This is a genomic window from Hyphomonas sp. (assembly GCF_041398385.1).
Taxonomy (GTDB): Bacteria; Pseudomonadota; Alphaproteobacteria; order Caulobacterales; family Hyphomonadaceae; genus Hyphomonas.
In genome coordinates, this window is the sequence record NZ_JAWKUW010000002.1 from 49,367 (window position 1) to 63,342 (window position 13,976).

Below are 13,976 nucleotides of genomic sequence, written 5' to 3' on the forward strand. Positions count from 1 at the left end.
CCTTTCAGCGCGGCCATCCGTGTGCGCACAGGCATGCTCATGGTTAAGCTGAATCAATTGCAAATCCTAATGGGCAAAGTCGATTTGTATTGTCCCGCCATGTGACGGACACTGGACGTCCATAGCAAGGAGGCCGCAATGAAGGGCTGGAAACTCTTTTTCTGGATGGTTGCCGGATACAGCTGGGCGATCGGCATACCGCTCTACATCGCTCCGGGATTCATGACCGACCTGGTCGGTCATGGCGTCTTCGCGCCGGATCTCTCGCTGATGAAAATCACCGGCGCACTGATCGTGTGTATCGGAATCCTGTTCGCGATCGTCGCGCACGATCCGATCCGCTTTCGTCAATTGCTCTGGGCGCCCCTGATCGGCAAGCTCGGCCTCGGCCTTGTCTATATCGGCGACTGGTTCCTCGGTGCCATTCCGCAGCCCGCCATCCTGATGACGCTCGTCGACATCCCTCTGACGGTGATCGTGCTGTTCTTCGTGTTCCGCCGCCCCCTGAAGAGCCAGCTGGACGCCTACGCCCTGGCCGCCTGAACCTTCGGCGGCCCGTCATCAGCAAGGCATCGGTCCTGGCTTAGTGCGCCAGCTTCAGCCAGTCGCGGGCCGCTGACAGCGCAATCTTCACTTCTTCCGAAGTCAGCATGTCGGCCATTTCCTGGCGCTGCAGCTTGGCGTCTTCATGACCACGCGCAGCGGCGAGGTTGAACCATTTGTGCGCCGAGACGAGGTCGATATCGGAATCGATCCCGGCCGCGCAGGCAAGGCCAGCCTGGTAGAACTCTTCGGCTCCGGCATCTGCCCCGAGAAGGGCGCCGGGCGGAAGCGGCATATCTGAATAGGGCATCTCATTCTCCTGTCACCCAGACCCGCCTGCCGGACTTTGTGTCCGTGTCCAGCGGGCTTACCCAAGTGCCGCACGGAATATCCGGCGACGGAGGAAATCGTGCCTCTGACGGTTTTCATTAAGGTTAACAGAGAGGGGCGAAGAGCGCGGCTTCGTAAACAACCGGCCCCGGCACATTTACATTCGGCCAAAAGAAACGCCCCGCAGGCGGAACCTGCGGGGCGTCTGCATGATGTCCGTCAGCCGTCCTGGCGTCAGGCGGCAACTTTTTTCTTGGCCAGCGACTTGGCGAGTTTCTCCATCGCCACGGCCTTGTCGATGTTCTCGACGGCCGCCAGTTCGCGGGCCATCCGGTCCAGCGCGCTCTCATAGAGCTGGCGCTCGGAATAGGACTGTTCCGGCTGGTCATCGCCGCGGTGAAGGTCGCGCACGACTTCCGCAATCGAGATCAGGTCGCCGGAATTGATCTTGGCTTCGTATTCCTGGGCACGGCGCGACCACATGGTGCGCTTGATGCGGGCCTTGCCGCCGAGCGTCTTGAGGGCGTCGTCGACCAGTTTCGAGCCGGCGAGGGCGCGCATACCGGACGCTTCAGCACGATTGGTCGGCACGCGCAGGATCATCTTGTCCTGGTCGAATGCCACAACATAGACTTCCAGCTCCATGCCGGCGACAGTCTGCTTCTCGACGCTGGTGATCTTTCCTACCCCGTGTGCGGGATAAACGACGCTTTGACCCACCCCGAACGTCAGTTCCGCAGCTGCTGCTTTTTTCGCCATTTCGGTAATCGCCCTTTTCTACGCATTTAGAGCCGAAGTGACCCACCACAGTCCGCAAGGTCTACGGTCTGAGTTGGGAAATCCGGCTCTTCGTTACTTATCGCTCAAGCTTGCTGTCTAACACAAATCTGTAGGAATTTCAACAGGTCACATCAGGAGTTAACCATAGGTGAAGTTAACGAACCCACGGAATTCGTTAACTTTTCTTCAGATCTGCAATGGATACAGCGCCTGACGGGCTATCCCCGTCTGCTCAGTCGCCGGTGCCGGGATTGGGGCTGAAGTACTTTTCCAGCTTGCCGGTAATCTTTGCGAATTCATCCCGGTCGGCAGGCGGCTCTTTCATCCGCGTGATGTTGGGCCAGACCTTGGAATAGTCCGAATTCAGCTTCAGCCATTTGCCGTCCGGATCGTCCTCGGTATCCGGCTTGATGGCCTCGGCCGGGCATTCCGGTTCGCACACGCCGCAGTCGATGCACTCTTCCGGATGAATGACGAGCATGTTCTCGCCCTCATAGAAACAGTCGACCGGGCAAACTTCGACGCAGTCCATGTATTTGCAGCGGATGCAGGCATCGACGACGATATAAGTCATAGGCGAAAGGCCTCTTTTAGGAATTCAGCACGGGCGAAATGGCGCGCGCATAGCCCTGTGTCAATGCGGTAGAATACGCAGGAATGCTAATGTCGCGCTTCCGCCCTCTGGCGCGCTCCGGCCCGCGCAATATCGTCTACGTAGAGCAGCGAGGCGACCTGCCGGATGAAGGCATCCTCCACATCGCTGCGCTCGCCATCGGAAAGGGCGACGCGGTAGAGGCCTTCGACAATCGCGATCCGCTTGTCCATCGGCAGCTTCTTGGCGTGGCGGGTGAAATTGAACGTGTCGACCGCTTCTTCCGCGAGCGTCTCACCCTCCGCGATCAGCTCGTCGACCTTGTCGGCTTCCAGGTCGAAGGCTTCCAGCAGGATTTCGGCGATCATGTCGCTTTCGATGTTCACATAGACGCCGTCCACCAGCGCCGCTTCGACCAGCAGGGCGGCCGCGGCGAGATGCGGGTCCATATCCTTCTCGGCGGGCGTCTTGCTGCGAAAGAGATCCCTGAATTTCATCATGTTTCTCCTTCGAGCAGTCTGTAGAGCGCCTGCGCTTCGGCCGGCGGGCCGCGGCGGGTGCCGAGATCCAGGATCTCGATGGTGGATATATGCGCCCCCCGGACAAGGGTGACAATATCGCCGGCTGTAATGGCGGTTGCGGGTTTGTCGATGCGCCGGGTCTGGCCGTTATGGGTGAGCCGGGCGCCACGGCCGCGCAAATGGTCGGCCGCGAGGGTGCGTGTCTTGAAGAAGCGTGCCCGCCACAGCCAGATGTCGAGGCGCAGCGTGCCGTCCATACTCAGCGAAACGGCTTGTAGACGAAACCTGCAGCATCGGCGGCAGGTTTGGACCCGCCACCCTTGCCCTTCGGATTGCGCTTTTTCTTCTGATGGGGCGGCGGCGCCGGCGGCAGCAGGGCTGCGAGCGCCGCAAACGGGCTGTCCGGATCGGGCTGGCGGCGGCTTGCCTGATAGCCGCGTTTATCCCCGCCACCCCTGTTGGACGGACCGCGCGATTTGTTGACCGCGGAGGTGGGTTTATGTGACTCCCCGCGCCCTTTGCGTTGACCTTGCTGACCCTCAGGTGCCCGGTCGTCGCGCTTGCGCCCGCGCGGCGCGGCATCGTCCGGACGCGAGCGCGAGGCATAGCGCCAGAGCGTCACGGCGCCGGTTTCCTTGTCCTTCTCCGCCGGGGCGATGCCGAAGCCCTTGAGCACGGCCGGCCAGTCATCCGCCGGACAGGAGACGACCGAGGCAAGGTCCATCGGGATGGCGAAGACCGACTTGTCCGCCTCACGGCGGCGCTTCGACAATTCCCATCCGAGCCGCTCGGCAAGGTCGGCGCGCACCGCGCGCTTTCCGAAGCGGAGATAGCCGTTCGAGGCGAGCGCCTCTTCCGGCCAGGTGCCGTCGAGCGCGAACGAGCCCGCCCCTTCCGGGGCCAGCGGGAAGCCCTCGCCGGCATGGATCGCACGCAGGATGGCGATCATGCGCTGGGCGGCCGGCTTCTGCGCGTCCGGCACATGCGCGGCCACGCGGCCTGCGCGGATGCCGATGCCCTTCAGCGCCTCGCGCTGTTCCGGCGTCAGGCGCACGGCCTGTTCGTCATTGCGAAGGTCCACCGCGGCGCCGCTTTCCAGCACGCGGAAGGCAAGGCCCCGCGGCAGGCCTTCCAGCGCCTCGCCGGATTTCTCGGCAACCAGTTTCCAGTGCGTCGGCAGCACGCGCGCGATCTCGCCGCGCATCCACTCTTCCATGCGGGCGCGGGCAGGTTCGCGATCGTGCGGTTCGGTTTCCATGGCGCCGACCACGTCGACGCGCGGCACCATCCAGATCGGGCCCTTGGCCAGCGTTCCGACCACAGCGCCCTGATGTTCGATCGTGCCTTCATCGGTCAGCCGGAAGGCGTCGGCAGCCGCGCCGGTGATTTCGGCAAGGCGCTTCAGCAGCATGGGGCGGATGGCAGCGGTCGCGGCATTGCGCACGGCCTTGCCTTCCAGCGTTCGGGCGTCGAGGACGGGTTCAAAGGTCAGGCCTTTCAGGCGTCCGACGACATGGCCTTCCACGGTCACATCGCCTTCGGGCGTCAGATCGGTCACGAGTGCATCTTCCTTTTTGAGGCTGGCGAGCAGCGCCGTTGTCCTTCGGTCCACAAACCGCGCCGTCAGCGCTTCATGCAGCGCGTCCGACAAGGCGTCTTCTATCTCGCGGGTCTTTTCCTGCCAATAAGGAGGGTTCGCAAGCCAGTCGGGCCGGTTGGCCGCATACGTCCAGGTGCGGATATTCGCAAGCCTTTGCTGCAACCGGGCGATATCACCCTGCGTCGAGGCGAGGTCTTCAAGACGCCGGCGCATGCCGTCATCCGACAGGCGGGCATCCGGGTCCTTCAGCGTTTCGGCAAGGCCGAGCACGAGCCGGCCATGGCCTTCCGGCCCGGTCTTGCGGAAATCCGGCAGGCGCGCGAGATCCCAGAGGCGCTTCACATGGCGCGCGCCGGTCACATCCGGCCCAATATGGCCGTCTTCGCTCATCCGGCGGAGGATCCATTCGTCCAGCGCGTGCGGCGTGTGGATCAATGCGGGGTGTCCGGACGGTTTTTCGAGGCTGCGGATCAGCGTCTTCAGCGACGAGAAGTCGAGGTCGGAACTGCGCCACTGGATATGGTCCACCGGGTCGAAGCGGTGCTCCTCGATGGCGCGCCATTGTTCTTCCTCGAAGGGCGGGCAGTCGGCCGTCTCGCCGAATTCGCCATCGCTGCGGAAGCGGCCGGCACGGCCCGCAATCTGACCGCATTCGGCCGTCGACAGCAGGCGGTGCCGCCGCCCGTCGAATTTCGAGCGCGAGGCGAACACGACCCGGTCGACATCGAGGTTGAGCCCCATGCCAATCGCATCCGTGGCGACGATGTAATCCACCTCGCCGGACTGGTACATGGCGACCTGGGCATTGCGCGTGCGGGGGCTGAGCGCCCCCATCACCACAGCCGCCCCACCCTTCTGCCTGCGGAGCAGTTCGGCGATGGCATAAACCTCGTCCGCGCTGAAGGCGACGACAGCGGTCCGCTTCGGCAGCTTGGTGATCTTGGTATGGCCGGAATAACGGAGGTCTGAAAACCGCTCGCGAAACTCCGCTTCGGCACCGAGTTTCAGGTCGCGCAGGATGGCGCGCATCGTGTCGGAACCGAGCAGCAGCGTCTCATGATTACCGCGCAGATTGAGAATGCGGTCGGTGAAGATGTGGCCGCGGTCCTCGTCTTCGGCGAGCTGGATTTCGTCAATGGCGACGAAATCGGCACGCAGCTCCACCGGCATGGATTCGACCGTGCAGATGAAGTAACGCGCCGTGGACGGAACAATCCGCTCCTCCCCCGTGATCAGCGCCGCACTGGCCGCGCCCCGCCGCTCGACCACGCGGTCATAGACTTCGCGCGCCAGAAGGCGCAACGGCAGGCCGATCATGCCCGTGCCATGCGCAATCATGCGCTCGATGGCGTAATGCGTCTTGCCGGTATTGGTGGGGCCAAGAATGGCCTTCAGGGAGGAAGTCATCGGCAGGACGTGGCCGGGAGAGGCGGGGAAGTCAAGCGGGCGAGGAAAAGTCTCGCCTCATCCTCCCCCGTTCACGAGGGAGGTGGCCGCGGAGCGGACGGAGGGGGCGCCTGCCGCACGTCCGGTTTTCCCCCTCCGTCAGCCGGCTGCGCCGTCTGCCACCTCCCCCGCAAGCGAGGGAGGAAACGCATCGGGCGCCCCTTCGCAATCCGGTGAAACCCTTGCTACAATGGCAACCGGAAATCAGAGAGACATCCAATGCGCCTTGCCATCGTCGCCGCCCTTCTCGCCCTTACCGCCTGCAGCCCGGCGGCAGACAATGCCGCGCCCGCTGCGACCGGCGACGGCCCGCTTGATTGCGCCGCATTGATCAGCGCGGCCGACCGGCTGATTGCGGACGGCGTGCTGCCCGCCGACGGGGATTTCCAGGCGCAGGTGCTGATCGCGGCGATGACGCACCTCAACGCCTATGCCGTGCCGGAGGGCGTGTCCGAGCCGGACGCGTTCAAGGCGCTGAACCTGCGCCGGGGCGAGCTGATGGATACGGTGACGGGCGACGAAATCCTTGCCCGCGCGAAAGCCTGCGTGGCGAACACGCCGAACTAGGCGACGGCGCGGATGCGGGCTTCCTTCGCGACGGGCTCGGCCTCTTTCACTTCGTGGGGCTGGAAGTGGAGGACTTCCCAGCGGCCGTCATGGTGCTCGACCAGCGCCGTGCAGCTTTCCACCCAGTCGCCGTCATTCATGTAGGTGATGCCGTCGATGTCGCGCATTTCGGCGACATGGATGTGGCCGCAGATCGCACCGTCGAAACCCTTGCGGCGGCAATAGTCCGCCACATGGCCCTCGAAATTGTGGATATGGTTCAGCGCCCGCTTGGTGCGCTTCTTCAGCGCCGCCGAGAGCGACCAGTAAGGCAGGCCCATCCACCGGCGCACGGCGTTGAGCTTGGTGTTCGCCCAGAGGAGGAAATTATAGGCATGGTCGCCAAGGTGCATGATCCATTTGCGGTCGGTGCGCATCATGCCGTCGAACATGTCGCCATGCACGACAAGGTAGCGCTTGCCGTCCTCGCCCTCATGCAGGGCGCGGTTCTTGACGCTGATATCGCCGAAAGCGAGACGGAACTGAAGGAAGGCGCGCAGGAACTCGTCATGGTTCCCGATGATATAGGTGACTTCCGTGCCGCGCTTGGCGGCCGTCAGGATACGGCGGATGACGTTGGTGTGCGACTGCGGCCAGAACCATTTTTTCCGCAGGCGCCAGCCATCGATGATGTCACCGACCAGGTAGAGCTGTTCGCTCGTATGCGTCTTCAGGAACTGGCACAGTGCCACCGCCTGGCACCCGGCGCTGCCGAGGTGCACATCGGAAATGAAGATCGCCCGGTAATCAGGGCGCGATTTCGGAAAAGACGACGTCATCCGCAGGCGGATAGACTGATTTCATACAGGATTTATGACGGCTTTTCTGCGGTTTTGTAACAATCGCAGTGGGCGGATGGTTAATCAGCCCTCCAGTTCCACATCCCAGTAGAGATAGTCCATCCACGTCTCATGCAAATGGTTGGGCGGGAAGCGGCGGCCGGTGTCCTGCAGCTGGTAATTGTTCGGGCGGAAGGGCCGCTTCAGGAGGTGCATGTCGGTCTGGTGCAGCAGCTTGTTGCCCTTGCGCAGATTGCACGGGCTGCAGGCGGCGACGATGTTCTCCCAGCTGGTGCGCCCGCCCTTGGAGCGCGGCACCACATGGTCGAACGTCAGATGCTCACCGGAGCCGCAATAGGCGCATTCGAACCCGTCGCGCAGGAACACGTTGAAGCGCGTGAAGGCGGGCGGTCGGTCCTGGCGCACGAAATCGCGCAGGGCAATGACGCTCGGAAGGCGGAATTCCGTACTTGGAGAGCGCACCACATAATCGTATTCGGCGATGATATCGACACGGTCGAGGAAGACGGCTTTCACCACTTCCTGCCAGGGCCAGAGCGACAGCGGATAGTAGGAAAGTGGCCGGTAATCGGCATTCAGAACCAGTGCCGGCCGTCCGCTGGGCGGGGCCGTTATGATCTCAGCCATGATGACCCCCCATCCGGCGAAGACTTGAAACCAGAAAGATCCTGAAGACGGCGCTCCTTGTTCCTTCGCCCATCGGATAGGCGATTCCCGCTACAAGAATATGACACCTCACTGTATTTGCAAGGCGCGGCGGGGTCACAGGGCGTTCAGGCAGGCGGCTGGCCGGTCTTTGCCCGCTCGGCATTCAGCCAGCCCCAGAGCAGGTGCGCCGCCACGCCCCGGTAGGGCCGCCATCGCTCTGCCCAATCGGAAAATTCCTTGTTCGTCATGCGTGTCGTGTAGCCGCCAAGGCGCTTGTGCGCCTCCATCAGGCCGACATCGCCGGCCGGAAACGCGTCCATGTTTCGGGCCGCGTAGAGCAGGAACAAATCGGCGGTCCATGGGCCAATGCCCCGCACGGCCAGCATTTCTGCCCGCGCCGAATCAATCTCCGCCGCCGCCACGCGCTCTAGGTTCAGCGCACCGGAGACGACCGCCTCGGCAATCGAATTGAGGTGGGCGAGCTTCGGGCGCGACAGGCCGCAGGCGCGCAACGCTTCCTGGTCGCACGCCAGCACCGCCTCCGGCGTCACCTCGCCCAGGAAATCCTCGACCCGGCCCCAGATGGTCGTCGCCGCCTTTGTCGTGATCTGCTGGTAGGCGATCATCTTCGCCAGAACGGCATATGTGGCGTCGCCCTTGCGCCACTCGGGCACCCTGACAACCCGGTAGGCCCGTTCCAGCGCAATGTCGCGCCGGGCCAGCTCCTCGCAAGCCGCTTTCAGCTTGCGAGGCGTCATGCGTGTCACAGGCCGGAGCCTGGCAGCTTGCCAACAGGCACAGGGCCGGCAAAGATATTGCTGTCGATCACCGAGAGTGTCAGGAAGCCATTGTCGCGCGAGGCTGGCTCGATCGTGCCGATCAGCGTCTGCTCCATCGTGCCCCAGCGGCCGGCGGCGATCATCGCTTCCTTCAGCGCGGCGGCATCTTCCAGCCGCACCTTGATCGCGCCGTTCGCCCGGCCACCCTCAAGCGTCAGATTGGTCTGCCCGCCAAGATCCATCGGGCCCCAGTCCAGCAGCAGCTGGGCCACCTCGACATCGCCGCCGATGGTCAGAAGCTCGCCCCAGACATCCCGGATCTCGCCCCCGGCGCGCGTATAGGCCGGGAAGAAATTGCGCACTTCGCCGATCAGGCGCGACGGCCCAAGCTCCGTGCCCAGATAGGGCGCAGCCTGCGGCGCTGCCTCCAGCGTGACCTTGTCCCACTGCACCGCCAGCATCAGGTCGTCGGGTGACTCGTCGCGCGGCGCGAAGTTGAGGCTGAGGCCGGAAATCTCATAGGCCGCCCCATTCAGGATCACGCTTGCCTCGCCGGATTGCGCGCCGATCCGCTTCGGGCCTTCTGCTGTCCAGGACAGGCTCGCGGCGGCGGTCTCGTCGAGGTCGAAGCTGTTGCGGATGCCAAGCGGCGTGGTCAGCACATTATGGCCCGGCGCCCGGGCGATCACATGCTGGAATTTCCAGGCCTGCATCACGAACTGGACATGGTCGCCTTCCCAGACATGTCCGTCCGTGGCGCGATAGTGCGGCTTGTCGAACTGCACATCGAACCGGAAGGGAAAGCCGGTCAGGCTCTTCGAGGCATAGGTGAACTCGGCCCCTTGCCCCGGCTGTTCGGCGATCCATTTGTCGACCGCCTGATTGACCTTGGTGCTGGCAAGGAACCACCAGCCGCACCAGCCACCAATGGCGATCGCGGCAAGGATGAACGGAAAGAACAGCCAGAAGCGGGATCTCTTCTGCGTCGAATGGGATTTGGCCATCTGGAATCCTGAAAGCAGTTGAACTCAGCCGGTCGGCAGGTCGCGACCCTGCACGGCAAGCCCTTCCTTCACAAGAGCTTCCGTTGCGGGCTCCAGCGCCGCTTCCAGCCGCGCCATGAGGTCCTTGCGTGGAAGGCCGGCCGGCAGGGGCGGCAGAATCTCGTAAACGACGCGGCCCGGCCGGCGCATCAGGCCCCGTCCCGGCCAGCAGAGGCCCGCATTCGTTGCCACAGGCACCACGGGCGCCTCGATCGCCTTGGCAAGGGCGGCAATGCCGGCGGCATGGTAATCCGCCGGTGCGCCCGGTGCCCGCCGCGTCCCTTCCGGGAAGATCACGATCTGGCGGTAGGCTTCGGCCCGCTTTTTCGCTTCGGCCACCATGGCTTTCAGCGTCTTCGTCGTTCCTGCCCGGTCAATCGGGATCATCGCGGCCTTGAGAGCGTACCAGCCGAGGACCGGATACCAGAGCAGTTCCCGCTTCATGATGATCGCCGGGTCTTTCATCACCAGGAAGGGGATGAAGACGTCGTACATGCACTGGTGCTTGCCCGCATAAATGACCGGGCCCGTGGGCATGTGTTCGAGGCCCCGGATCTCGGTGTCGATCCCGCAGATCAGCTTCAGGCCGATGCGCACCATCCGCGTGAAGGTGCGGATGCCGAACAGCACCGCCGCCCGCGGCAACAGCAATGCCGGCAGGAACAGGATGCCGAGAAGGCCCATCCAGCCGTACATCCAGATCACAAACAGAAGGGAGGTCACAAACCGCATGGCGCCGGGCTTAACCAATCATTCGAGCGTCGTCACCCGCCACTTCGCCCATTCCATGAAAACCCCCTTTAGGGATTTTGGATGGGACCAGATCCGCGACGGATCGATCACGGTGCGCACCGGCCAGGGCGTAAGGGCGATGTCCGGCATGGCTTCCTCCAGCACGATCAGGCTGCGCGCCATGTGATAATCGGAGGTGACGACGATCAGCTCGTCATAGTCATGCTCATAGGCCCAGGCCGCCGTCTCGTCGGCGTTGCCAAGCGTGGTTTCCGCGACATAGCCGAGGTCTACACAGCAGGCCCAGACCTGCGCGTCGCCGCCGGCAAGGTCTATGAGATCCTGCAGCGTCACATCCGGATTGACGCCGGAAATCAGGAGCCGCTCGCCCCGCCCCTCGGCCACCAGTTTCACGCCTTCCGCGATCCTGAGGCCCGATCCGCCAGTCAGCGCCACGATGGCATCGGCATGGGCGGCAGGGTCCGGTTTCAGGCCCGTGGCCCGCTGGGTAAACAGAAGGAAGTCAGCCGCCAGCGCGCCGAGGACGATCAGCGCCAGAAGCCAGGCAAAGCCCGATATGCCCTTGCGCCGCCGCCGGCTCACATCACGCTCTTCAGCGACCGGATGACGGTCACCCGCGCGGCGATCCGCGCGGCAAGGCCGGCGATGACCGGCGTCAGCACCAGGACGACAAGGTCTGTGAAGTCGAGGCTGAGTTCCGGCAGCAGGCCGGTGCGCGCGCCATGCGCCTTGACCGCGAAAATGGTGGCGGCGGCCGCGCCAAGGGCCAGCAGCGCCCCGACCGCCCCGGCCCTGAGGCCGAGGATCCAGAAGCGCCGTTCGAACAGGGTGGCAATGAACCGGTCGCGCGCACCCGACAGGTGCAACACGTCGACAATGTCCCGGCGTGCCAGCAGCGCCGCATGAGTCGCAAAGGCGATGACCGCAATGGCCGTCGAGACCAGCAAGGCCACGGCGGTCAGCGCGACGAGCCTTGCGATGCCCAGCATCCGGCGCACATCGCCCGCCCAGTCGGCATGCTCATCCACTGCGCTGTCATAGCCCGCTTCGGCGAGGGTCCGCTCCAGCGTCGGGCCGAGGTCCGGCGCCAGCGGGTCGGCCGTCACCGCCACCAGCTGCGGCAGCGGCAGGCTGTCCGGCAGGCCGCGATTGCCGAAATTCGGCGCCAGCAACTCGTCGATCTCTTCCTTGGTCAGCACATGCGCCGAGCGCACGCCCGTGACCTTCTCGATCAGTTTGCGGGCATCTTCCGCCGCGCGCCGGTCGACATCCTGCAGGGTCACAGTCAGCTCCCCTTCCACTTCCGCCGTCCAGCTCTTGGCCGCGCCATAGGTGGACTTTGCCGTCAGGGCGGCCAGCGAGGCAAGGAAGCAGAGCGCGGCGACGACGAAGAACAGCGCCATTTCGCGCGCATCCTCGACCGGCAGGAGGGGTGTCTCGCGGGCCATCACTCGTCCTCCGGCACGCGCACAGGGTCGGTCCGGCGGCGGCCCGCGCCGGTGCCGAACTCGACATCCTGCACCAGCAGGCCATTGGTCAGCCGGTAGACCGGCGCATTCACCTGCCGGACCAGGCCAAGGTCATGCGTGGCGATGATGACCGTCGTGCCGCGGCGCTTGTTGAGCTCGAGGAAGAGGCGCATCAGGCGGGCGCCCATTTCGGGGTCGACGTTCCCGGTCGGCTCGTCGGCGATGATGATGTCCGGCTGGGTCACAACGGCGCGGGCAATGGCGACGCGCTGTTGCTCACCACCAGAAAGCGTATGTGGGCGCGCATGCAACCGCTTGCCGAGGCCGACCCAGGTCAGCAGTTCTTCCACGTCCGGCCGGTAGTCCGCCTCTTTCCGGCCCACCACGCGCAGCGGCAGGGCGACGTTTTCGTAGGCGGTGAGGTGGTCCAGCAGCCGGAATTCCTGGAACACGACCCCGATCCGGCGGCGCAGGGCCGAGAGCTGGTCGCGCGCAAGCCGGCTGGTCGGGCGGCCGAACAGGCTGACCTCCCCTTCCGTCGGCTTCAGCGCCAGGTACAACAGTTTCAGCAGGCTCGACTTGCCGGCGCCCGAGGCTCCGGTAAGGAAGCTGAAAGAACCCTGTTTCAGGGTCAGATCAATGCCGCTAAGAACGTCGTCCGATGTGTCGTAGCGGAGCGACACATGGTCCAGGCGCACAGCGACATCGTCGAAGAGATCGAGTCTCGAAAGGGTCATCGGCTCCGTCAGTCGGCTCGGATGGCTGGATTATTGGGGCGAATTGCGGGAAAGACCAAGGATGATCCTCACCTGCCCAAGCTGTGAGACCCAGTATTTCGCCGATGACTCAACAATCGGTGAAAGCGGGCGCACTGTAAAATGTGCGGCTTGCGGCCATTCCTGGTTCGTCGGGCCGACCGGCCTCGCGGTTGACGCGGCCAGCCCCGCCTCCCCCGTGGCCGCGCACGAGATCTACCGCGAGCGGGTGCGCGAGCAGCGCCGGCAGAAAAGCCGCGCCGCCGCCCTCATTTCCTGGCTGGTCATGGCCGCGGCCTTTTTCTCGCTGGGCGTTGCGGCCATCGTGTTCCGCAATGACGTGGTGAAGGTCTGGCCGCAGGCGGCCGCCGCCTACAAGCTGACCGGCTTTACCGTCAACCGGTTCGGTATCGAGTTCGAGGCCATCGAACGCTCGCGTACCTTCAATGACACGATCCCGGTCGTCACCGTGTCCGGCCGCGCCTTGAACGTTGCACGCACCACGGTCGAGACGCCGCTGGTCAAGGTCGAGCTGATGGACGAGCGCGGACGGGTCGTCGCGACCAAGTATGGCTCGATCACGCCGGCCCGCCTGCAGCCGGGCGCCCATGGCACTTTCCAGGTCGTGCTGGAGCAGGCGCCGATGGAAAGCTTCGAGATCGAACTGTCGCTGGAAGACAAGATCGGCGCCGAGCGGCCGCCTGCCCCGGTCCCCGCGCCGGAACCGGAACCGGAGACCGAAGTGGTCGATGTCAGCGAAGATTCGGAAGGCAATATCGAATGAGTGGTGACCCGAAGATCGAAGTCCTCGTCCCGGAAGCGGAGCTGATGGCCAAGATCGAGGAGCTTGCCGACCGGCTCGCCCCGAAACTCGCCGGCGACTGGACGATCGTCTCTATCCTGATCGGCGCCACCCCGTTCACCACCGACCTGATGAAGGCCCTCGCCCGGCGGGGCGTGCACCCGATGCTGGATGTGATCTGGCTGGAATCCTATCGCGACGCCCGCGAAAGCTCCGGCCGGGTCGCCGTGCGGGCAGACCTGTCGCGTCCCGTGAAGGATCGCGGCGTGCTGCTTCTGGATGATGTATTCGACACCGGGCGCACGCTGGAATTCGCCAAGCACCACCTGATCGCCAAGGGCGCGCGCGAGGTCATCACCTGCGCCCTGACGCAGAAACCATGGGCCCCGCGCGGCGACAACGGCGTCGATTTCTGCGCCTTCGACGCGCCGGGCCGCTATCTCGTCGGCTATGGCATGGATGACGCCGGCAAGTATCGCGGCCTGCCCTATATCGGCGCGCTGGACTGA

At 64.3% G+C, this 13,976-nt stretch carries 18 protein-coding genes; 4 read left to right on the top strand and 14 right to left on the bottom strand.

Going from position 1 to position 13,976, the window contains the following annotated elements; genetic code table 11:
* Positions 1-138 precede the first annotated feature (138 nt).
* Positions 139-543 carry a hypothetical protein gene (locus R3C13_RS04905; protein ID WP_371309693.1) on the top strand — a complete coding sequence of 135 codons (405 nt, stop codon included), beginning with the start codon at positions 139-141 and terminating at the stop codon, positions 541-543.
* Positions 544-583: 40 nt separating this feature from the next.
* Here R3C13_RS04905 and R3C13_RS04910 read toward each other — a convergent pair whose 3' ends face one another.
* The 6 genes from R3C13_RS04910 to R3C13_RS04935 form a co-directional block, all read right to left on the bottom strand.
* On the bottom strand, positions 584-853 hold the full coding sequence (locus tag R3C13_RS04910; RefSeq protein WP_371309694.1) for a hypothetical protein: 270 nt from the start codon (positions 851-853) through the stop codon (positions 584-586).
* A 254-nt stretch (positions 854-1,107) separates the two neighbouring features.
* Complete coding sequence (locus R3C13_RS04915) at positions 1,108-1,632, bottom strand: CarD family transcriptional regulator (protein ID WP_371309695.1); 525 nt, start codon at positions 1,630-1,632, stop codon at positions 1,108-1,110.
* 253 nt (positions 1,633-1,885) lie between these two features.
* On the bottom strand, positions 1,886-2,227 hold the full coding sequence (gene fdxA, locus R3C13_RS04920) for a ferredoxin FdxA (protein ID WP_371309696.1): 342 nt from the start codon (positions 2,225-2,227) through the stop codon (positions 1,886-1,888).
* An 86-nt stretch (positions 2,228-2,313) separates the two neighbouring features.
* Entirely contained in the window at positions 2,314-2,745 is a 432-nt protein-coding gene (locus R3C13_RS04925; RefSeq protein WP_371309697.1) for a TerB family tellurite resistance protein, read from the bottom strand.
* Positions 2,742-3,023, bottom strand: coding sequence for an RNA-binding S4 domain-containing protein (locus R3C13_RS04930; protein WP_371309698.1), 282 nt, complete (start codon positions 3,021-3,023; stop codon positions 2,742-2,744). The genes R3C13_RS04925 and R3C13_RS04930 overlap by 4 nt, the downstream gene beginning before the upstream one ends.
* Before the next feature lie 2 nt (positions 3,024-3,025).
* Positions 3,026-5,773 carry a helicase-related protein gene (locus R3C13_RS04935; RefSeq protein WP_371309699.1) on the bottom strand — a complete coding sequence of 916 codons (2,748 nt, stop codon included), beginning with the start codon at positions 5,771-5,773 and terminating at the stop codon, positions 3,026-3,028.
* A gap of 258 nt (positions 5,774-6,031) precedes the next feature.
* Here R3C13_RS04935 and R3C13_RS04940 point away from each other — a divergent pair, with 258 nt between their 5' ends.
* Entirely contained in the window at positions 6,032-6,379 is a 348-nt protein-coding gene (locus R3C13_RS04940) for a hypothetical protein (protein WP_371309700.1), read from the top strand.
* Here the strand turns inward: R3C13_RS04940 and R3C13_RS04945 are convergent.
* The 8 genes from R3C13_RS04945 to ftsE all read right to left on the bottom strand — a co-directional run bounded on the left by R3C13_RS04945 (position 6,376) and on the right by ftsE (position 12,647).
* Entirely contained in the window at positions 6,376-7,197 is an 822-nt protein-coding gene (locus R3C13_RS04945) for a UDP-2,3-diacylglucosamine diphosphatase (protein WP_371309701.1), read from the bottom strand. The genes R3C13_RS04940 and R3C13_RS04945 overlap by 4 nt on opposite strands.
* A gap of 84 nt (positions 7,198-7,281) precedes the next feature.
* Positions 7,282-7,845, bottom strand: a complete 564-nt coding sequence (locus tag R3C13_RS04950; RefSeq protein WP_371309702.1) for an HNH endonuclease — start codon at positions 7,843-7,845, stop codon at positions 7,282-7,284.
* A gap of 146 nt (positions 7,846-7,991) precedes the next feature.
* The gene (locus tag R3C13_RS04955) at positions 7,992-8,624 is read right to left on the bottom strand and encodes a DNA-3-methyladenine glycosylase (protein WP_371309703.1); all 633 of its coding nucleotides are present in this window, start codon (positions 8,622-8,624) and stop codon (positions 7,992-7,994) included.
* Between the two features lie 5 nt (positions 8,625-8,629).
* Positions 8,630-9,649, bottom strand: coding sequence for a DUF2125 domain-containing protein (locus R3C13_RS04960; protein WP_371309704.1), 1,020 nt, complete (start codon positions 9,647-9,649; stop codon positions 8,630-8,632).
* A gap of 24 nt (positions 9,650-9,673) precedes the next feature.
* Positions 9,674-10,420: a lysophospholipid acyltransferase family protein gene (locus R3C13_RS04965; RefSeq protein ID WP_371309705.1), complete on the bottom strand. Its 747-nt coding sequence runs from the start codon at positions 10,418-10,420 to the stop codon at positions 9,674-9,676.
* An 18-nt stretch (positions 10,421-10,438) separates the two neighbouring features.
* Positions 10,439-11,023: a YdcF family protein gene (locus R3C13_RS04970; protein WP_371309706.1), complete on the bottom strand. Its 585-nt coding sequence runs from the start codon at positions 11,021-11,023 to the stop codon at positions 10,439-10,441.
* Entirely contained in the window at positions 11,020-11,889 is an 870-nt protein-coding gene (locus R3C13_RS04975; RefSeq protein WP_371309707.1) for a cell division protein FtsX, read from the bottom strand. Before R3C13_RS04975 ends, R3C13_RS04970 begins: the two co-directional genes overlap by 4 nt.
* Positions 11,889-12,647: a cell division ATP-binding protein FtsE gene (gene ftsE, locus R3C13_RS04980; RefSeq protein ID WP_371309708.1), complete on the bottom strand. Its 759-nt coding sequence runs from the start codon at positions 12,645-12,647 to the stop codon at positions 11,889-11,891. The genes R3C13_RS04975 and ftsE overlap by 1 nt, the downstream gene beginning before the upstream one ends.
* Before the next feature lie 61 nt (positions 12,648-12,708).
* Between ftsE and R3C13_RS04985 the strand changes: the two genes are divergently transcribed.
* Together R3C13_RS04985 and R3C13_RS04990 are read left to right on the top strand one after the other, a co-directional pair.
* Positions 12,709-13,449 carry a zinc-ribbon domain-containing protein gene (locus tag R3C13_RS04985; protein WP_371309709.1) on the top strand — a complete coding sequence of 247 codons (741 nt, stop codon included), beginning with the start codon at positions 12,709-12,711 and terminating at the stop codon, positions 13,447-13,449.
* Positions 13,446-13,976 carry a phosphoribosyltransferase gene (locus R3C13_RS04990; RefSeq protein WP_371309710.1) on the top strand — a complete coding sequence of 177 codons (531 nt, stop codon included), beginning with the start codon at positions 13,446-13,448 and terminating at the stop codon, positions 13,974-13,976. Before R3C13_RS04985 ends, R3C13_RS04990 begins: the two co-directional genes overlap by 4 nt.